The sequence below is a fragment of the Kitasatospora sp. P5_F3 genome (genome assembly GCF_054049135.1).
Genome location: NZ_JBFUMY010000046.1, coordinates 1 through 19,510 on the forward strand (window position 1 = coordinate 1; position 19,510 = coordinate 19,510).

Sequence of the window (19,510 nt, forward strand, 5' to 3'; positions counted from 1 at the left end):
GCCCCGGCGACCACCCCGCCCCGTACGACACCCACGTCCTCCCGGCCGGCCGCCCCACCACAGCCCGCCCGATCGACCTGGACACCCTCCCCGACCTCACCGCCGAGAGCGGCCGCGGCCTCTTCCTGATCCACGCCCTCACCGACCACGTCCAGCTCCGCAACCACCCGCTGCGCGGAGCCATCGTCAGCTTCGACAAGGTCCTCAAGTGGCAGGACGACGCGCTGCTGCGGGCCGCGTCCTGAGGAGTGCGGTGAGGCACCGTCAGACGGGGTGGCCCGGGGCCAGGGTGGCGAGCTGCCGGAGGGAGACGGGCAGGCCCTGTTCCTCGCACCAGGCGAGCAGGAGGCTGATCGGGACGCCCTGTTCGCAGCGGGCGCGCCAGAAGAGCCGGGCCAGTTCCTCGGGGCCCGCGCCGGCGGTGTTGCGGAGGAACCAGCGCCGGCCGGAGGTCAGGCCGGCCTGGAAGGCCGCGATCTCGCTGCGGACGAGAGCGAGCGACCTGGCCGGAAGCGGTTCGAGGCCCAGAGGTGACCTGACCGCGGCGTCCGCGAGCATGGTCACGGCGACCAGGCCGTCGGGGTGCGCGTCGGCGAGGATCACCTCGAGGAGGGCGCGCCGTACCAGCTTTCGCACGATGTAGGAGCGGCCGCGCGGCCCGGTGGCGATGCCGCCGCCGAGGAGCAGCGCGACGGTGCAGAGGTGGTCGGCGATGACCTTGACGGCATCCTCTCCGCGGAAGCTGGCGGACAGCTCCGGGAAGACGGCGCTGATTCCGGCCAGCAGCGGGCGGAACACCGGGAGTTCGAGTGGTACCCGGACCGCAGCGAGCGCACAGCTGACCGCGTGCTCCAGCAGCACCACCTCGAAGGCTTCCCGCTGCTGCGACACACCGGTCCTCCCGCCCGGAGTGCGCTTCCGGCCGAGGAACTGCCCGTAGCCGAGCAGCACGTAGCGGCCGCAGAAGCATCCGGGGCGGCAGTGGGCGGAGCACTTCGGTCCCACCGGGGACTCCAGGGTGAAGCACGGTCCCAGTTCGGGCCTCATCCGCCGGGGTGTCCCCGGGGGCAGGCGGTCCATGGTGATCTGCTCACGTACGCCGAGGGCGGCCAGGCCGGCCCGGACCGACTCGGCGCCGTCCTCGGCAGCCGGGGCGGACGTCACACCGGCCGCAAGGGCGAAGCGGTCCACGCCGCATTCCTGCAGTGCGCCCAGGACATCGTCGAGAGACTCCGGGAACGGCTGTCGGCCGACGCGGACCGCGCCGACCACGCGCTGCGCGGACAGCGGTAAAGCGGCCGGCAGTGCGTCCAGCCGGCTGGTGTTGAAGCACCAGGCGAGAGTGGCCGCTCCGCCGCCCCGCCGGGCCGCCGTGGTCAGCAGGTGCTCCCGCCAGCCGTCCCCGGTCGGGGTGGGGAACAGGTCGCTTTCGCGTCGGGACGGGGCCAGAGCCGGTGGAACGGAGCGGTGATAGCCCCGTCGCGCCAATCCATCAACGAGGACCTGGGCGGGCCACATCGTCTCCCCGGTGCTCGCCGACATCCCCACTCCAACGTTGCTCCACTGTTATTGACAACAATGTACTTGATTGTGACTAGCTGTCAATGACTCGCTCCTTGGGGTCATTACGGTAACTGCGAGCTACCGGGCCGACTGCGCGATCAGTGCGCTGACGTGCGTCGATTGACTGGCCGGACGGGCATGGCACATGCATGGAAAGCGGGCTGGATAGTTATAAATCGGACTAATCGTCGCATGACCAAGAGTCTTGACAGCCCTTCGCCAAGAATGTCAATATCGCTCCAGCCGAATCCGGCCAGTGGCAATTTATGTTCAATTTTTAAGTGGGGGAATGTACCGTGCGCAAGGCTCTGTCGACTGTTCTTCTGGTGATTGCGGCCTTCGTGGCGGTCCCCGCACTGGCCAACCCCGTCGCGGCGAGCCCGGCAGGTGTGGTCGAGCTCGCGCTGCCGGCGGACATCCCGCTCTGCTGCTGAGCGTGGAAACACCGCAGGGGCGGACCATCTGCTGTCAGATGGTCCGCCCCTGCGGTGCGGGTGGAGCGGCGGTGCGGATGACCGACGGCCGGTCAGGTGCGGGGCAGCAGGCTCCCCGCCGGAAGGATCCGGCCCTGCTGGCCCAGGCAGCGCATGCCCTGCCGGTACGCCCAGATCGCGCGCTCCGACTGGCCGGTGGCCTCCATGATCTCGGCCAGCTCGGCCCAGGCGCCCGCCGCCTGGCGTCCGGCCGCCGATGCCTCCAGCATCAGGGCGCTCCGCTCGTACGCGTCCCTGGCCTCGGCGTGGTTGCCCTGGGAGAGCCTGGCCGCGGCCAGGACCAGGAGCGTCCGCGCGCTCTGCAGCCGGTGCAGGGGGCCGAGCAGGCCGAGCGCCCGCTCCGCGTGCTCGATGGAGGACTCCAGGTCGCCGCTGCGCAGGTTCACCCGGGCCAGCGCGGTCTCGCAGTAGGCGACGTCGATGTCGCTGCCCACGTCGGACAGGGCGCTCGCGCTCTGCGTGAGCAGCCCCTCGGCCAGCTCGATGTCGGGCTCCTCGAACTCCAGCAGGACCGCGGCGTAGGCGTTGCGCAGCCGGGCCAGTGCCCGGATGTCGTCGCCCTCCGAGTAGATCGCCAGGGCCTGCTTGATGAGTTCGATCGCGTCCGCCGTCTGACCGTTGCGGTGCATCGCGACGCTGGCGTTCCAGAGCGCGGCGCCGAGCGCCTTCCGGTCGGAGACCTGGTTGGCCTTCTCGATTGCCCGGGACGCGAGGTAGCTCGCCCGGTGGAGATCGCCCCGCTCGCAGTGGAGGCCGACGAGGGTCGACAGCAGTTCGACGCCGAGGCGGGTGGGGGCGAGGTTGACCCGCTCCAGCTTCTCCATCGCCTCCTCGGCGATCGCGATCGCGTGCGAGAGGTCTCCCAGCTCCCGGTAGCAGCGGCAGAGCGCCACCACGACGGGCAGTCCCGCCACCAGGTCGCGGGAGCGGGCCGAGGCAGCCCGCAGCCCCTCGAAGCGGGCGACGGCCTCCTCCAGGCGACCCAGCCGCTCCAGGGAGTTCGCGATCCCGGTCTCGGCGGCGAGCCAGAGGGCCGGCTGCTCCTCGCGGTCGATCGTGTCCTGGACGCGCTCGTAGCTGGCCAGAGCGGCCTCGGGCTCCCCGTTGAGCGCCGTCATCTCGGCGTACTTGAGTTCGAGCTCCAGGTCCTTGGGGCCGGTCTGCGCCTCCGGGCCGAGCAGTTCGCCGACCTCGCAGTCCAGGCGGGTCGCCAGGTACTGCACGACGTCCGTCGACGGGGTCCGCTTTCCCGCTTCGAGCAACGAGACGTAACTCGGCGAAAGCTTGGGGCCCGCGAGCTCGGCCTGGGACAGGCCGGCGGCCCGCCGTAGCTGCGCCACGCGCACGCCCAGGGCCTTGTCTTTCACGCTTCGCTCCTCAGATACGGTCGGGATTTCTCTGCGCAAGAAAATTGGCGGCGATGACCGCGCGGAATTCCGGCCGGGAGGTCGTCCGGCGAGTGGCGCGCTGTGCCGGCCGCCGTCGCGACGGCGGCCGGTGGGCCGTCCCGCATCGCTGACGGAGGGTGATCGCCGGAGGTCCGAGGGGACGGCGCGTACGCCGACCGGCTCGCCATGACCGCCCATGCCTCCCTGGCCGCGCAGTTGCCAATGGATGGTATCCATATGTGCCACTGTAGAATTAGGGTAAAGATACCAGTTAGTCAAGAAACTTGTCAAGCAGTCCGGATAAAGGCGGAATGAATAGCCGGAGATTGCGCTGGTGAATTTCAGTGACGGCGCATGAGCGATCTCAGTTCCCGAACGACTGCACCGGGGTCCTCGCAGTGGAAGAAGTGGCCGCCGTCGAACAGGCGACAGTCGAAGGAGCCGGTCGTGTGCCGTTCCCAGGCGGTCAGTGCGGCGCGGTCCACCAGGCCGTCCGCCCGTCCGCCGAAGGCGACGATCGGGACGGGCAGGGGTTCGTCCGTGGGCTGCAGGACGGCGAGCTCGCCCATGGCGAAGTCCGCGCGGACCGTGGGCAGCACGACGTCCAGCAGTGCGTCGTTGGCGAGCACGGCCGCCGGTGTCGCGCCCATCGCCCGCAGCTTGGCCACCAGCGCCTCCCGGGGCAGATCGTGGACGAGCGGGAGATCGGGAGGCAGGTGGGGCGCCCGGCGGGCCGCCACCGCGAGCAGCTCCGGCGCGGGCAGGCCGCGCCGGAGCAGTGCCCGGACCGTCCGGTGGGCCAGCAGCGCGCCCATGCTGTGCCCGTAGACGGCGTACGGCTCGCGGCACCAGGGTGCCAGCGCATCGGCCACGAGTTCGGCGAGGGCGTCGGCGTCGGTGAGCGCCGGTTCGTTGAGCCGCGCCTCCCTGCCCGGGAGGAGCACCGGGACCACGTGGGCCGTGTCGCCGAACATCGGAGCCCAGCCCCGGTAGGCCGCGGCACCGCCGCCGGCGAACGGGAGACAGAACAGTCGGGCCCGGCCGTCGTCCGGCCCCTCGGGCCCGCGAAGCCAGGGACTGCCGGAGGCCCGCCGTTCGCCGCGTGGCGGTGCCGTCGTCATACCGCCGCCACCTCCGTCGTCACCAGCTCCGCCAGCGTTTCGACGTACGGGTCGGCGAAGACGTCGCGGAGGCCGACGGTCACGCCGAACTCGGCCTCCAGCCACGCCGTCAGGACGAGCGCGGTCACCGAGGTCAGCCCCAGGTCGAACAGGTCCGACTGGACGAGCTCCGCGTCGGTCAGGGTGGCGGGAGAGTCCAGCATGCGACGGATCTGCTGGGTGATGCGCCGCTCCGCGGCGGTCCGGGCGTGATCCACGGGATCGGGTTCCTCTCGATGGGGCGGGTTCGGGTCGGTCCGGGTCGGGCCGGGGTCAGGCCCGGGTGGTCAGCGCGCCGATTCCGGCGCGGGCGGCCCGGCGCAACGTGCGGGCGTCGCCGGTGGTCTCGACGACGACAGTGGCGGGCCGCACCCGGTCGGTGCCAGGGTCGAGCGCCTCGGCCAGCCGACGGACGGTCGAGTGCTGAAAGACCATCAGCGCGGAGACCTCGGCGCCGAGTTCGGACCGGATCAAGGCGTGCAGCCGGACCGCGGCGAGCGAGGTGCCGCCGAAGTCGAAGAAGTTGTCGTCGAGGCCGACCGTCTCCACCGCCAGGACCTGGCTCCACAGGCGGAGCAGGTCCTGCTGAAGACGGTTCCGCCCGATCGAGGGACGTCGGCCGGCCGCCGGAGCGACCGGCGCCGAGACCGGCGGTGCCGGGACGGCCGGCTGCGGGCCGGACCCCTGGGCGACGGTCGCCCCGAGATCCACTTTGCCGTTGGGCGTGAGGCGCAGGGCCGCGACGATCCGGATCTCCTCCGGCAGGTGGCCGGCCGGCAGTCGACGGGCGAGCTCCGCCGCGATGCCGTCCTCGGTCGGGGCCGTCCCCGGCGCCGGCACGACACAGGCGACCAGCCGGGGGATCCCCGCCCCGTCCTCGACGGCACCCGCCGCTGCCTGATCGACGTCCGCGAGCCGGCGGAGCTCGTGGGTGACCTGCGCCGGTGAGACCCGGTTGCCCCGGACCTTCACGATCGCGGCGCTGCGGGCCACGAAGGCCACCGAGCCGTCCCAGCGGAGCCGGCCCAGGTCGCCGGTCCGGAAGAGCGCGTGGCCGGGTTCGCCCCACGGGTCCGGCCGGTACGCGCGGGCGGTGGCGGCCGGCTCGTCCAGGTAGCCCATGGTGAGCAGCGGGCCGCGTACCGCGATCTCACCGATCCGGCCCGGCTCCACCGGGACCGAGTCCCGGTCCACCACGAGGAGCCGGGCCTCGACGGCACCGGCGCCCAGCACGGGTTCAGGACCGCTCGGCCGACCGGGCTCCAGCTCGTGGCAGCTCGCCGCCTGCGGGGTCTCGGTGGTCCCGTACACCGTCACCAGCCGGGAGCCGGGAGCGGCCGCGCGCCAGGATTCGACCACGGCGTCGGTCAGGACGTCGCCGCCGAAGCAGGCCAGCCGCACGTGGGACAGGCGGGTGCCGCCGGCGCGGGCGGCGCTCGCGACCATCGCACCGACCAAGGGGGTGGCGTGCACCACGCTGATCCGGTGGCCGACCAGCCAGCGGACCAGGCGGTCGGCGTCGAGCCGGGTCTGCGGCGGCGGGACCACGGCGGTGCCGCCGTTCCACAGTGGCAGCAGCAGATCGCGCAGCAGCGGGTCGTGGGAGCGCCCGGAGAGCACGCTGAAACGGTCCGCCGAGGTGATCCCGTGACGGGCGGACCACCAGTCGAGGAAAGCGACGAGGGGGGCGTCGGTGCCGAGCACCAACCGGGACCTGCCGGTGGAACCCGAGGTCGGCAGGACGTAGCAGGGCTCACCCCGGGTCTGTCCGGCGGCAGGCACCCGAAGGGAGGGCAGTGGGGCGGACCGGTCGACCGGGACGACCCGGGGCCCGGCCGGGTCGCAGTGGACCGCCCAGTGGGGCCGTGCCAGCGCCGTGAGATCGTCCCGCCAGGACGGCGGATACTCCGGATCGACCGGCAGCACCACGCCGTCGGCCTGCCAGACACCCAGCAGGCCGACCGCCAGATCGCGCCCCTGAGCCTCCCTCAGCTCGGCCAGCTCTCCGGGGCGCAGGCCAGCCTCGCGCAGTCGGCCCGCGAGCGCGGCCACCCGTTCGGCCAGCTCGCCGTAGGTGCACTCGCCCTGTTCGTCCACCAGGGCGACGGCGTCCTGCGGGTGGCCGAGCACCCGCTCCAGCAGGGCGGCCTTCGCGCTGCCGTGGTGCGGTCGGACCGGCGTCGACGGCATCCGGAGCGCCGCGGCGGCCGGCACCGGCCGCGCCGTCCACGCGGCGGCCGTTCGGACCACCTGGCCGAGCAGCTCGCCGGCCCACGGCCGCTCGAAGCGGGCCTCGTCGAAGGCGAGATCGAGGGTGACACCGCCCGCCCGCTGGTCGACGTAGAGCGAGAGGTCGAACGGGATGCCCGGCAACGGCGCGGGCTGCCGCTCGGCCGCCACCCCGTCCAGCCGCATGCCGCGGACGGGGAAGCTCAGCGCGTTGAACCACACCGAGAAGAGCGGACCGGCCGGTGTCCCGCGCTCTGCGGCCAGCGCCGCGACGACCTCGTCGTACGGGAGATCCTGGTGCAGCTGGGCGTCGGTCAGCGCCCGGTGTGCGTGGCGGACCAGCTCGGCGGGGGAGCGCTCCGGGGAGGCGTCGAGCCGCAGGGCGACGGTGGCGTTGAAGAAACCTACGGCGTCGGTGGTGTCCGCGGTGATCCGTCCGCTGAGCGGAGCGCCCACCACCAGGTCCGAGCAGTCGCCCCACCGGCCGAGTACGGAGCCGAAGCAGGCCAGCAGCACGGTGGCGGGCGTGGTGTGCAGGCCACGGGCCAGGTCGGTGACCGCCCGCGCGAGCTCGTCGTCCAGCGTGACCGTGCGGCGGCCGACCCGCTTCTCGCCGGTCGGGGCCGTGAGCGGCAGCCGGAGTGGGGCAGGGGCGTCGCGCAGCGCCCCGCGCCAGTACTCGGCCTGTTCGGCGGGCACCGGCCGGGCCGCTTCGCGGGCACTGTAGTCGGCGTAGCCGAGAGCGACCGGGGTGAGCTCGGGAAGGCGGCCTGCCGCGCGGGCGGCGTAGCAGTGCGAGAGCTCCTCCCAGAAGACCTCGACCGACCAGCCGTCCAGGACCAGGTGGTGTGCCACCAGGACCAGCTGGTGGCGGTCCGCGCCGGTGGGCAGCAGGACACACCTCACCAGCGGACCCGACCCGATCTCGAACCGGGTCCGGGCGAGGCGTTCCACGCTCTCGCGTGCGGCGTCCTCGTCCAGCGGGCCGGGGGCCGTCTCCAGGCCGCCCATCGCGCGGGGATGCACCAGCTGGAACGGACCGTCCTCGCCGTCCCGGAAGGTGGTGCGGAGCGCGTCGTGACGGTTCATCACATCGGTGACAGCCTGGGCGAGAGCTGTGGTGTCGACCTTCCCCGACAGCGTCCACACGTCCACGACGTTGTAGTCCACCTGCCCCGGGGCCAGCTGCTCCGTGAGCCACAGCCTGCGCTGGGCCGGCGCGAGCGGGATCGCTCCGGCCGCCCTGAGCCGGGGCAGCGCCTGCGCGGGACCGAGAGACTCGATCCGCGCCGCGAGCCCCCGGGCCGTCGGGGCGGCCAGCAGGTCGGCGATCCTGATCTCGGCGCCCAGCCGCTCGCTGATCCGGACGAGCATCCGCGCTGCGACCAGGGAGTGGCCGCCACTGGCGAAGAAGTCGTCATCCGGGCCGACCGTCGGGTCGTCGAGCAGCTCGCGCCAGATCTCGACGACGGCACGCTCGGTCGGTGTGCCGGCCGCTGCGAGGGCCATCGGGTCGTGGGGCGTCGAGGAGCCGAGTTCCGTCAGCCGGGCGAGCAGCGCGGCCCGGTCCAGCTTGCCGGAGAGCGCCAGCGGCAGCCGCTCCACGATCACGATCCGCGAGGGCACCATGGCCGGCGGCATCCGTTCGGCCAGCGCGGAACGGATCGCGGCCATCGGTGGCAGCGCGTCGGCCGGGTCGGCGAGAAACGCCGCCAGCTGGGTGGCCCCGGCCGCGTCGCGGAACGGGAGGACCACGGCCGGTACGGCGCCGAGCACCTCCACCAGCTGCCGACGGACCTCCTCCGGCTCGATCCGCTGACCGCGGATCTTCACCTGGTCGTCGATCCTGCCGTGGTACTCGAGTTCGCCGTCCGGGCGCAGGCGGACCAGGTCACCGGTGCGGTAGCGGCGGCCGCCGGGCCTGACCGGGTCCGGCAGGAACGAACGTGCCGTCAGCTCGGGTCGGCCGAGGTAGCCCCGGCCGACGCCGGGGCCACCGATCCAGAGTTCGCCCACCGCGCCGGGCTCGGCCGGGCGGCCCTCGTCGTCCATGATCTCGATCTCGGTACGGGCCACCGCCGGCCCGATGCTGACCGGCCCGGCCGGGGCGTCGGCCCGGGCGATCCAGCAGGTGGCGAAGACCGAGCACTCGGCCGGACCGTAGAGGTTGACGACATCCGCGTCCGACCGGCCGCGGAAGTCGGCCAGCAGCGCGGGCGGCAGCGCCTCCCCACCGACGACCAGGATCCGCAGCCGGTCGAGTGCGCGGAACTCCTGCTGCTCCATCAGCACCGCGAGCATCGAGGGCACGAACTGGGCCACCGTCACCTTCGCGGTGCGCATCTCCCGGACCAGGTGGATCGGATCGGCGTGCAGCCCCGACGGCACCACCCGGAGCCGGGCGCCGCCGGCCAGCGGCCAGAACACCTCGCAGACGTGGTAGTCGAAGGCGTACGCGGTCTTGTGCAGGGCCACGTCCCGGCCGTCCAGCGGCAGTTGCTCGGCCAGCCAGTCGACCTTGTCGACGATCGCGCCGTGCTCGTTGAGCACGCCCTTCGGTCGGCCCGTCGAACCGGAGGTGAAGACCGCGTAGGCGGCGTCGCCGGGTGCCGCCTGCGGGAGTTCGACCTCGCCCGCCGGGCCCTGCGCGAGCGCGTCGAAGGTCGGCGCCGCGAGGCCGGGCGGGGTCGCGCCCGCAGGCTCCGACCGCTCGACGACCACCAGGCGGGCCCGGGAGTCCTCCAGCATGCCGCGCAGTCGCGCCGCCGGCTGGTCCGGATCGAGCGCGAGGTAGGCGGCGCCGGCCCGCAGCACGGCGAGCAGGGTGACCACGACGTTCGCGCTGCGGGGCATCAGGACGGCGACCACATCGCCGGGGCGCACCCCGCGGCCGACCAGCGATCCGGCTACCTTCCCGCTCTCCGACCAGAGTTGACGGTACGTCAGGGACGTCGTCGCGCTCTCCAGTGCGATGGCATCCGGAGTCCTGGCGACCTGCGCCTCCACCAGTCCGTGCAGGGTCCGGGCCGAGGCCTGCGACGGCTCGGGCAGGACCGACGGCTGGGCCACGGCCATCACCCCTTGCTCCGTACGGCGGCCACCAGCTCGGCCAGCGTGGGGTGGTCGAACAGGGTCGAGATGGGGAGCTCCACCCCGAGTTCGCCGCGGATGCGGTCCACCAGCTGAACGGCGGCCAGGCTGTCGCCGCCGGACTCGAAGAAGTCGTCGTCCGGACCGGCCTCGGTGCCGAGGATCTCGACCCACAGCCCGGTGACCCGGTCGGCCGGTCCGCCCTCGGCCGGGGCGACGGCCGTCCGGACCGGCTCCTGAGGCGCGGCCGCTTCCTCGGCCGGCGATCCGCCCGACGAGCGGATCGCCGCAGCGGTGAACCGGCTGGTCCGCCGCAGCTTCTCGCGCAGCCCCTCGGGCGCGACGATCACCTGGGGCCCGAGGTCGGTGGCAAGGAACGCCTCCAGCAGCCCGGCGCCGGCCTCGACATCGAGGAAGGCGTCCTGGGCGGTGCCAGAGGACCGCAGCGGAGCGCTGCGCGGTGCGTCGCCGCTCTGCCGGACGGAGCCCGCCACGACCGCCCGGTTGACGTGCAGAAGGGTGAACCCGGTGATGGTCACCAGCTCGCGCCCGTCCGCGTCGATCAGGGCGATGTCGCGGACGACGGCCCCCTTCGGTTGCTCGGCCCACGGGCGGACCAGCGCCGTCACCCGGGCCGGCAGCGTGCCCCGTACCACCACGTCGCGGTAGCTGAACGGCAGCGCGTTGGTGCCCTCCGGCAGCGGCAGCAGGAAGGAGGTGGCGCAGTCGAGCAGGGCAGGGTGCAGCAGGTTGGGCCCGATGTCGCCGTGGTGTGCGGTCGGCAGGGCCAGCTCCGCGAGCACCGTGTCCGTGCCGCCGGTCACCCGCTCCACGGTGTGCCAGCGCCCCCCGACGGTCATCAGGCCCGAGCCGTCGTTGAGCCGGGGGCCCGCGAACGGCACCGTGTGCGCGGCGCGCAGCCCCGGCAGGTCGTGGCGCGGGGCCGCGTCCTCGTACGGCGTGACCGTGCCGCCGGCGTGCAGGACGGCGGCACGGGCGCCGTCGGCCTGCGACTGGACGCGGAAGCGCCAGCCCGACTGCTCCGGCTCGAAGCGGATGCTCAGGTCGAGCGGGGCGTCGATCGCCAGCGGGGCGGTGAACGCGACGTCGGCCAGGCGCACCGGGCCGGTGTGGAACGTGCGGACCGCGCGGAGCACGAGCTCCAGGTAACCGGTGCCGGGAAGAATCGGAGTGCCGCCCATGCGGTGCTCGTCGACCATCCAGACGTCCGGGGTGAGCCGGACGGTGAAGGCGCGGTCCGTACCCGTCGTCGGTACGGCGACCGGCACGGGCTCGGGGGCCGGGCGCTCGCGATGGAACCTGGAGTGCTGGGAGGCAGCCTCCACAGCCATGCCTGCGCCGTCCCAGGAGGGCCAGTTGACCGACACGGTACGGCCGGGCCGGCGCCGGCTGCGCTCGTGGGCGAAGGCGTCGAGGAAGGCGTTGGCGGCGCCGTAGTCGGACAGGCCGAACTGGCCGGTGACAGCGGCGACCGAGGAGTAGAGGACGAAGGTCCGCGGCTCGTCGCCGAGGAGTTCGTCCAGCAGCAGCGTGCCGTTGACCTTGGGGCGGAGGATCTGCTCGGCGGTTGCGGCGTCCTTGACCGCGAGCATGCCGCCGCCCGCGAGACCGGCCGCGTGAATCACCCCGCGGATCGGGCCCAGCAGATCGCGCACCCGCTCGACGGCCGAGGCCAGCGAGGCCCGGTCGGTCACGTCGGCGGCCAGCGGCAGCACCTGGCAGCCGGCCAGCTCCATCCGGCGTACGGCTTCGACCGCGGCGCGCCGGGATTCGCTCAGGCGCTCGGGGTCGGCCCACTCCTCCCGGTCCGGCAGGCCGGAGCGCCCGAGCAGCGCGATCCGGGTGGCACCGCGGGCAGCCAACCGCTCGGCGGCGACCAGGCCGAGGGCACCGAGGCCACCGGTGATCAGCCAGGCGCCGTCGGCGGCGACCGGGAGGAGACTCCGGTCCGACCGAACGACGGGCTCGGGCACGCTGTGGAAGACCGGCTGCCAGTGCTGCCGGCCGCGAAGGGCGACCCGTGTCATCTCGGCACCGTCGTCGCCCCCGAGCAGGGCCCACAGCGTCTCGGTCGCAGTGCGGTTGGCTCCGGCGACTGCCTCGGCGGGCACGTCGATCACTCGGGCGCGGAGCTGCTCGCTCTCCCGCACCGCAGTGTGCAGCAGGGCCACGACGGGCGCCTTGGCCGGTTCGATCGGCTCGGACCCGGAGACGTCCCACAGCCGGTCGGCGAGCACAGTGATCCGGACCGGGCGGCCCGGGCAGTGCCGGGCGAGGTCCTGGACGATCCGCTGGGTCGCGCGGAAGCCCCGGTCGAGCCAGTACCTGACGGCCTGTCCGGGCTTCGCGCCGTCCGGCGCCGGGCCGTTCAGCCAGAGGTGGACGATCTCCAGCGGCTCCTGGTGGTCGCGCAGCTCCGACAGGAGCGCCGCGCTGAGGCGCTTGGGCTCCACGTCGTCCGCCTTGACCATCTCGGCGGCGACGCCGGCCTCGGCCAGCCGGTCGAGCAGGGGTGCGGCCTGTCCGGCGTCGTGGGCCAGCACCAGCCAACGGCGGCCCGCCAGTGCGGTCTCCGTCTCCCCGGGCTGCGCCTGGGCCCAGCCCGGAACGGTGATCCGGTCGTCGTCGGAGACCGGCGGCGGATCGGTGATCTGCTGCCGGGCCTCCGGAGCCTGGCCGACCGGCTGCGGGTCGGGGGAGATCCAGTACTGCCCTCGGTCGAAGACGTAGCCGGGCAGCGCGACCGGGACGATCCGCTCGTGCTCCAGCAGGGCACGCCAGTCGACGTCCAGTCCGGCCTGCCAGAGTGCGGCGACCGCACGGTAGAGCACGGCGGTCGCCKCGCTGCCGTCGCCCGCCGCCGGCAGCGAGGCCATCGGCCGGTGGCCGCCGGCCGGCACCGGGATGCGTCGCACCAGCTGGGTGAGCGCCTGGCCGGGGCCGATCTCCAGCAGCACGGCCCCCTCGACCGCCGCGGCCCGTTCGGCGCCCTCGCGGAACCGGACGGGGCGGCGCAGGTGGTCGGCCCAGTACTGCGGGTCGGTGGCCTGCTCGTCGGTGACCCAGTCGCCGGTCACGTTGGAGACCCACCGGACGGTCGGCTGAGCGAGCGTCAACTGTGCTGCGAAGGAGGCGAGTTCCTCGGCCGCCTGGTCGGTGGCGGGGGTGTGGAAGGCGCGCTCCACGTCGAGGGCGACCCAGCGGTGACCGGCGGCGGTGAGTTCGGCGGTGAGTTCCTCGACGGCCTCGACCGGGCCGCCGACGGTGCAGCTGCGGGCGGCGTTGTCGGCGCTGAGCCAGACGTCGCGGCCCGCCACCAGGCGCTCGGCCTCGGCCGCGGACATCGCCAGCGCGATCATCCGGCCGGCCGGGGCGGCGGCGAGCAGTTCGCCGCGGCGGACCACCAGGCGGGCGGCGTCGGCGAGTTCGAAGACGCCGGCCACCGTCGCCGCGGTGATCTCACCGATGCTGTGGCCGATCATCGCGACCGGCTGGACGCCCCAGGACGCCCACAGACGGGCCAGCGCCCACTCCACCGCGAAGAGAGCGGGCTGGGTCAGCGCGGTGTCGCGCAACCGGGCCGCGGCGTCGGCGCCGTCCTCCAGCAGGGCGGCGCGCAGCGCGGTGGCGACCTCGACCCCGAAGTGCTCCAGGCACCGGTCGAACTCGGCCCGGAAGACCGGCTCGTGGGCGTAGAGCTCGGCGGCCATGGCGGGGTGCTGCGTCCCCTGGCCGGGGAACATGAAGACCGCGCCGGTGGCCGGGGTGCCCGGCGTCTGGCCGCGGGCCGCCAGGTCCGCGATGGCGTCGGCGAGCGTGCTGCCGTCCTCGCCGACCACGGCGAGGCGGTGCCGGTGGTGCAGCGGACGGCGGTGCAGGGTCCTGGCCACCTCGGCGAGGTCGGAGCCCTCCTCTGCCAGGTGGGCGGAGATCTGCTCCGCCATGCCGCGCAGCGCCGGGGCGGATGCGGCGGCCAGCGGGAGCACCGTCGTSCGCCGGCGCGCGGGGCGCAGCTCGGCGGGCCGGCCGGCCGGCGGCTGCTCGACCAGGACGTGGACGTTGGTGCCGCCGATGCCGAAGGAGCTGACGCCCGCGATCCGGGAGCCGTCCAGCGGCCACGGCCCGGCCTGGGCCCGGACGGTGAACGGGCTCTGCTCCAACTCCATCAACGGGTTTGCCCCGTTGAAGTTGGCGGTGCCGGGGGCGATGCCGCGGTTGACGGCGAGTACTGCCTTGATGAAGCCGGCGATGCCCGAGGCGGGGCCGAGGTGGCCGATGTTCCCCTTCGCCGAGGACAGCAGGCAGTAGCCGGTGCGGTCGGTGTGCGCGCGGTACGCGCGGCTCAGCGCCTGGACCTCGATCGGGTCGCCGAGCGCGGTTCCGGTGCCGTGCGCCTCGAGGTAGCCGACCTCCGCGGCGTCGACGCCGGAGACGGCGAGGGCCTCGTAGACCGCGGCGAACTGGCCCTCGGCGCTGGGAGCGGCGAAGCCGGCCTTGCGGTTCCCGTCGTTGTTGACGGCGGATCCGCGGATCGTGGCGAGCACCCGGTCGCCGTCGCGCAGCGCGTCGGCGAGCGGCTTCAGGACGACCGCGCCGGCGCCGTCACCGAAGATCGTGCCGTCCGCCGCCGCGTCGAAGGGGCGGCACCGGCCGTCCCTGGAGAAGATGCCGCCGTCCACCCAGCGGTGGCCGCCGCCGTGCGGCAGCTCCAGTTGGACGCCGCCCGCGACGGCGACGTCGCACTCGCCGTTGCGCAGGGCCTGGCAGGCCAGGTGCAGCGCGACCAGGGAGGTGGAGCACGCGGTGGCGACGGTGAAGGCGGGACCGCGCAGGTCGAGCTTGTAGGAGACGATCGTGGCGATGTAGTCGTTGTGGTTGCCCGCCTGGATGCCGACCTCGCCGTAGTTGCGGACCGCTGCGGCGTTGCGCCGGACGTTCAGCTCGGCGTAGCGGTTGGTCGCGCCGCCGGCGAAGACGCCCACCGAGGCCGGGCCACCGGTCTCGACGCCCGCGTCCTCCAACGCGCTGTAGGCCACCTCGAGGAAGATCCGCTGCTGCGGGTCGCGCAGTTCGGCCTCCCGGGGGGTGAAGCCGAACAGGCCGGCGTCGAAGCCCGCGACGTCGTCCAGCAGCGGGGCCCGCTTGACGTAGTTCGGGTCCGCGATGGCGGATTCGGGGATACCCGCGTTCCGCAGGGTGTCGTCCGACAGGTCGGTGAGGCTGACAGTGTTGGTGAGCAGGTTGGACCAGTAGCTCTCGACGTCGGGTGCGCCGGGGAGGCGACAGGCCATCCCGATCACGGCAATGCGGTCGTCGTCCGCGGCGTGGTTCATCGGATTCCTCCAAAGCGTGGGGCCGCCGCGGTCGGCGGGCAGGAACGGTCGGCGGGGGTGGGCGCGAGGTCGGCCGCCAGCTGCCCGGTGATCGCGGTGAGCAGGGCGTCGGTGGCGTGACCGAGCAGGTGGTGCGGTCCGGGGACCGTCTCGCGGCGGTGGCCGCCGGTGGTCCAGCCGGACCAGCCGGGGCCGGCGGGGTCGAGGACCCGGTCCTGGTCGCCGCGCAGCTCCAGGACCGGTGCCGACAGCGGGCGGGCGGCCGGCCCGGGCACGGCCCAGGTCTCCAGGGCGCGGAAGTCCGCCCGGATCGCCGGTTCCGCGAGCCCGTACAGGGACCGGCCCGCCGGGGTGTCCTGGAGGGCTCCGTACCGGGCCAGGTCGGCGAACAGGCCGGCGCTGTCCAGGAGGTGGGTGGTGCCGCCGACCGTGCCGTCCGGTGCCGGTGCGGCGGCGGCGATCAGACGCAGGACGTCCGTCCGTCCGGCCGCCTCCAGGAGCTGCGCGGTCCGGTAGGCGGCCACCGCCCCGAAGCAGTGCCCGAAGAACGCCACCGGACCCGGCAGGGCGGTGACTTCCCGGGCGGCTGCCTCCGCGATGGCCTCGAGCGAGCCGAGTGGCTCCTCGCGCAGGCGGCTCTCCCGGCCCGGCAGGCGGATGGCGCTGACCGCCACCCACGGCGGGAGGAGACCGGCCCAGCCGGCGAACGGGGCGGCGCCCGCCCCGGCGTGGGCGAAGCAGACCAGGTGCACGCGCGCGGCCGGGGAAGCCGGAAAGCGGACCAGCGCAGGGCGGGCCGGCCGGGCCGCCACGGTCGCGGCGGTCATGCGGACAGCTCGATCGTGCCGCGGTGCCGTTCGCCGGCGACCGCCTGCTTGAGCAGCACCACGCCGAGGGCCGTCCAGACCAGGCCGACCAGCACCTCGCAGCCGAGGCCGCTGAGCACGGTCGACGCCGGTGCGCCCGCGAGCAGGTCGCGCAGCGCCTGGAGCGCATGGGTGAGCGGCAGCAGTTCGGCCACGGCCGCGACCGGGGCAGGCCAGTAGTCGACCGGTACGTTCACCCCGCAGAAGGTCATCAGCGACATGTAGCCGGTGTTGAGCGCGAGCCACTGCAGCCCCGGGCGGCGCAGGACGAGGGCGCCGACCGCCGTTCCCATCCCGTAGGCGGAGCAGCCGGCCACCGCAAGGAAGCACGGGACGAGCAGCACCTCGGGGAACGGCATCGGCAGCTGGAAGACCACCGCCGCGACCGTGAACACACCGGTGCTGCTGACGATTCCGACCAGCAGGCAGTACGAGCCGCGTGCCAGGTACGTCAGCGCGAAGTCGGCGGGGGCGGCGACCTGGAGGGCCAGGGTGCCCTGCCCACGTTCGCGCACGGTGGTGGTGATCACCACCATGGCCTCGATGCACACCACCACGGCCGCGTTGCCGACGGCGAGGTAGCGCACCCGGTCGTCCGAGCCCGAGAGCATGCCGATGGTGCCGAAGAACAGGACCTGGGCGATCAGCCGCAGAAACCAGCCGAACAGCCAGCTGCGCCAGGTGTAGAAGGTGACCAGCTCGCGGAAGCCGATCCGGGACGCGGTGGTGACGATGCCGCCCCACCGGGCAAGTGCGTTCACGACAGCCCCACCGTGCCTTCCGACTTGAGGCGAATGATCATCCGGTCCACCAGGACGGTGCCGGCCGCGTAGGCGCAGACGCCCAGCAGCAGCAGCATCGCGAGCCGCCAGCCGAAGTTCTCGACCGGCTCGGGCCGGGTGGCGGCCCGGAGCAGGTCCGCCGCCCAGGAGAGGTAGATGACCTTGCTGACCGGTTGCAGCCAGGCGGGCAGCAGGCTGACCGGCACCAGAACGCCGCCGAGCACGTAGCACGGGTACCCGAGCGCATTGGCGTAGCGCCGGGCGGATCCGGCCGTCACGAAGACCGCGGCCAGCACGGTCGCGGTGCCGAGGGTGGCCAGCGCGGTGGCGGCCAGGGTGCAGGCGAGCAGCCAGGGGTGGTGCACCGGCAGTTCGACGCCGAAGAAGACGGTCGCGGTCAGCCAGGACTCGGCGAAGGTCGCCAGGCCGAGGAAGGCGATGGTCGCGACCCGGCCGGTGACCAGCCGGGTGAGGCCGGCCGGCGAGCCGAGGAAGAGCTCCAGGGTGCCGCCGCGCTTCTCGTCGTCGACCACCGACCCGGCCAGGTCGAGCGAGACCAGCCACAGGCCCATCAGGGCCGGCGCGAGGACGGCGTAGGGCTCGAGGTCCGGCCGGTCGGCCTGCCGGATGGAGGACAGGAAGATGGCGGTGAAGAACGGGATGGTGGCGAAGACCAGCAGGTGGCCGGCGTTGCGGCGGAACAGCCGCAGCTGCAGGCGGGCGCCGGTGAGGATCTCGGTCATACCGTCAGCCCTCGGTCGCCGATGACCTCCAGGTAGACGTCCTCCAGGGTCGGCAGCGAGGTGCGGACCATGGTGACGTCCGCGTCGACCAGTGCCCGCAGCACCGGCTGGACGGCCCCGGCGGCGCTGGTGGCGATCCGGATCCAGCCGTCGGCGAGCTCCTCGATGCCTGCCACGCCTTCGAGCCCGCTGATGCTCTGCCGCAGCGGAGCAGGTACGTCGCGGGCGTCGACCCGCTCGTAGGCGGTGATCCACCGGCCGACCTCGGCGGGGGCTTCGGTACCGACCACCTGGCCGCGGTCGATGAGGGTCACCCGGTCGCAGACGGCCTCGGCCTCGTGCATGTCGTGGGTGGTCAACAGGATGGTGCGGCCTTCGGAGCGGAGCTCCCCGACCAGACCGCGGAACTCCCGGGCCGCCACCGGGTCCATGCCGACCGTGGGTTCGTCGAGGAAGAGCAGTTCGGGGTCGCCGACCAGTCCGCGGGCGAGGTGGAGGCGCTGCTTCATGCCCCGGGACATCCGGTCCACCTGGGTGTCGGCCTTGTCGCCGAGCCCGATCCGCTCCAACAGCGCGGCGACTGCCCTGGCACGCTCCCGGCCGGGCACCCCGTAGAGGGCCGCCCAGTAGTCCAGGTTCTCCCGTGCGGTGAGCCGCCCGTAGAGACCGCGTTCGCCGCCGAACACGATGCCGATCCGTCGGCGCAGGGCCTGGGCCTCGGCGGCGACATCGAGCCCGAGCACGGTGGCCCGGCCGTCGGTGGGCAGCAGCACCGTGGAGAGGATCTTGACCAGAGTGGTCTTGCCGGCGCCGTTGGGGCCGAGCAGGCCGTGGACCTCGCCCTGCTCCACATCGAGGTCCAGACCGCGCAGCGCGGTCACGACCTGTCCGGCCTCCCCGCCGCGGCGACGGCCCTTGGCATACGTCCGGGTCAGGCCCCGGACTTCGATCGCCGTACTCACTGGTGGTCGTCTCCTCGTGGTGTCGCGGGTGTGGCCGCGGTCTGGTCGAAGTGCAGGTCCCCGCTGGGCAGGGGGAGGGAGATGCCGCCGTCCACCGGAAGGTTGACCCCGGTGATGTGTGCGGCGGCGTCGGAGCAGAGGAACAGCGCGGCGGAGGCCGAGTCCTCCGGCGTGGCGAGCCGGCCGAGCGGCGTCCGCACCCGCTGCCGCTCGAAGGACGGCGGGTGGTCGGGCCGACCGGCGGCCATTCCGCCGACCGCGTTCTCGGTGGGCGTCGGGCCCGGACCGAGCGCGTTGACCCTGATGCCGTGGCGACCCCACTCGGCAGCCCAGGTGGCGGTGAGCGCCAGGACTCCCGACTTGGCGGCGGCGGCGTGGGCGAAGTACGGCAGGCCGCGCTGCGGGTCGGTGATCGCCACGTTGAGGATCGCCCCGCCGCCCTGCTCGATCATGTGCGGGACGACGGCGCGCGTGCAGTGGAAGGTGCCGTAGAGGTCGATCTCCACGACGGTCCGGAACGAGCGCGCGGACATGGTCTCGGCGGGCGACCAGAAGTTGGCCGCCGCGTTGTTGACCAGGACGTCGACGGCCCCGAAGCGGGACATCGCGCGTTCCACGGCGGCCTTGACCGCCGGCTCGTCCCGGACGTCGCACACCACGGTGTCGTTCTCCACCCCCAGAGCGGTGAGCCGTCGGCCGGCCGACGCCAGCCGTTCCGCGTTGCGGGAGGCCAGCACGACCTGTGCTCCGTGCAGTCCGAACGCCCTGGCCATCGCGAAGCCGATTCCGGTGGCCCCTCCGGTGATGAGCACGGTCCGCGAGTTGTAGAGGCCGTCAGCGAAGTGAGGCATGGTGCAGGCCCGCCTTCCGATCAGTTCA

General features: G+C 73.5%; 12 protein-coding genes and 1 pseudogene. 2 read left to right on the top strand and 11 right to left on the bottom strand.

Features of this window, described 5'->3' with window-relative positions:
* Positions 1–245: pseudogene (locus ACXJMZ_RS24855) on the top strand (ATP-binding protein); the annotation flags it as partial.
* 19 nt (positions 246–264) lie between these two features.
* On the opposite strand, the gene ACXJMZ_RS24860 reads toward ACXJMZ_RS24855, so the two are convergent.
* Positions 265–1,542 carry an alanine--tRNA ligase-related protein gene (locus tag ACXJMZ_RS24860; protein ID WP_457032272.1) on the bottom strand — a complete coding sequence of 426 codons (1,278 nt, stop codon included), beginning with the start codon at positions 1,540–1,542 and terminating at the stop codon, positions 265–267.
* Between the two features lie 317 nt (positions 1,543–1,859).
* On the opposite strand from ACXJMZ_RS24860, the gene ACXJMZ_RS24865 reads away from it, so the two are divergent.
* Positions 1,860–1,997 carry a hypothetical protein gene (locus ACXJMZ_RS24865; RefSeq protein ID WP_457032273.1) on the top strand — a complete coding sequence of 46 codons (138 nt, stop codon included), beginning with the start codon at positions 1,860–1,862 and terminating at the stop codon, positions 1,995–1,997.
* A 92-nt stretch (positions 1,998–2,089) separates the two neighbouring features.
* Here ACXJMZ_RS24865 and ACXJMZ_RS24870 read toward each other — a convergent pair whose 3' ends face one another.
* The 10 genes from ACXJMZ_RS24870 to ACXJMZ_RS24915 all read right to left on the bottom strand — a co-directional run bounded on the left by ACXJMZ_RS24870 (position 2,090) and on the right by ACXJMZ_RS24915 (position 19,482).
* Positions 2,090–3,424 (bottom strand): helix-turn-helix domain-containing protein, encoded by a 1,335-nt coding sequence (locus ACXJMZ_RS24870; RefSeq protein ID WP_457032274.1) that lies wholly within the window; start codon positions 3,422–3,424, stop codon positions 2,090–2,092.
* A 362-nt stretch (positions 3,425–3,786) separates the two neighbouring features.
* A complete protein-coding gene (locus ACXJMZ_RS24875) occupies positions 3,787–4,566 on the bottom strand; it encodes a thioesterase II family protein (protein ID WP_457032275.1) in 780 nt (259 codons plus the stop codon).
* On the bottom strand, positions 4,563–4,823 hold the full coding sequence (locus ACXJMZ_RS24880) for an acyl carrier protein (RefSeq protein WP_457032276.1): 261 nt from the start codon (positions 4,821–4,823) through the stop codon (positions 4,563–4,565). The genes ACXJMZ_RS24875 and ACXJMZ_RS24880 overlap by 4 nt, the downstream gene beginning before the upstream one ends.
* A gap of 55 nt (positions 4,824–4,878) precedes the next feature.
* Complete coding sequence (locus tag ACXJMZ_RS24885) at positions 4,879–9,909, bottom strand: amino acid adenylation domain-containing protein (protein WP_457032277.1); 5,031 nt, start codon at positions 9,907–9,909, stop codon at positions 4,879–4,881.
* Positions 9,909–15,278, bottom strand: a complete 5,370-nt coding sequence (locus ACXJMZ_RS24890) for a type I polyketide synthase (RefSeq protein ID WP_457032278.1) — start codon at positions 15,276–15,278, stop codon at positions 9,909–9,911. The genes ACXJMZ_RS24885 and ACXJMZ_RS24890 overlap by 1 nt, the downstream gene beginning before the upstream one ends.
* Positions 15,275–16,105, bottom strand: a complete 831-nt coding sequence (locus ACXJMZ_RS24895; protein WP_457032279.1) for a thioesterase II family protein — start codon at positions 16,103–16,105, stop codon at positions 15,275–15,277. The genes ACXJMZ_RS24890 and ACXJMZ_RS24895 overlap by 4 nt, the downstream gene beginning before the upstream one ends.
* On the bottom strand, positions 16,102–16,905 hold the full coding sequence (locus ACXJMZ_RS24900; protein WP_457032280.1) for an ABC transporter permease: 804 nt from the start codon (positions 16,903–16,905) through the stop codon (positions 16,102–16,104). Before ACXJMZ_RS24900 ends, ACXJMZ_RS24895 begins: the two co-directional genes overlap by 4 nt.
* On the bottom strand, positions 16,902–17,669 hold the full coding sequence (locus ACXJMZ_RS24905) for an ABC transporter permease (protein ID WP_457032281.1): 768 nt from the start codon (positions 17,667–17,669) through the stop codon (positions 16,902–16,904). The genes ACXJMZ_RS24900 and ACXJMZ_RS24905 overlap by 4 nt, the downstream gene beginning before the upstream one ends.
* A complete protein-coding gene (locus tag ACXJMZ_RS24910; protein ID WP_457032282.1) occupies positions 17,666–18,631 on the bottom strand; it encodes an ABC transporter ATP-binding protein in 966 nt (321 codons plus the stop codon). Before ACXJMZ_RS24910 ends, ACXJMZ_RS24905 begins: the two co-directional genes overlap by 4 nt.
* The gene (locus tag ACXJMZ_RS24915) at positions 18,628–19,482 is read right to left on the bottom strand and encodes an SDR family oxidoreductase (RefSeq protein ID WP_457032283.1); all 855 of its coding nucleotides are present in this window, start codon (positions 19,480–19,482) and stop codon (positions 18,628–18,630) included. The genes ACXJMZ_RS24910 and ACXJMZ_RS24915 overlap by 4 nt, the downstream gene beginning before the upstream one ends.
* Positions 19,483–19,510 lie beyond the last annotated feature (28 nt).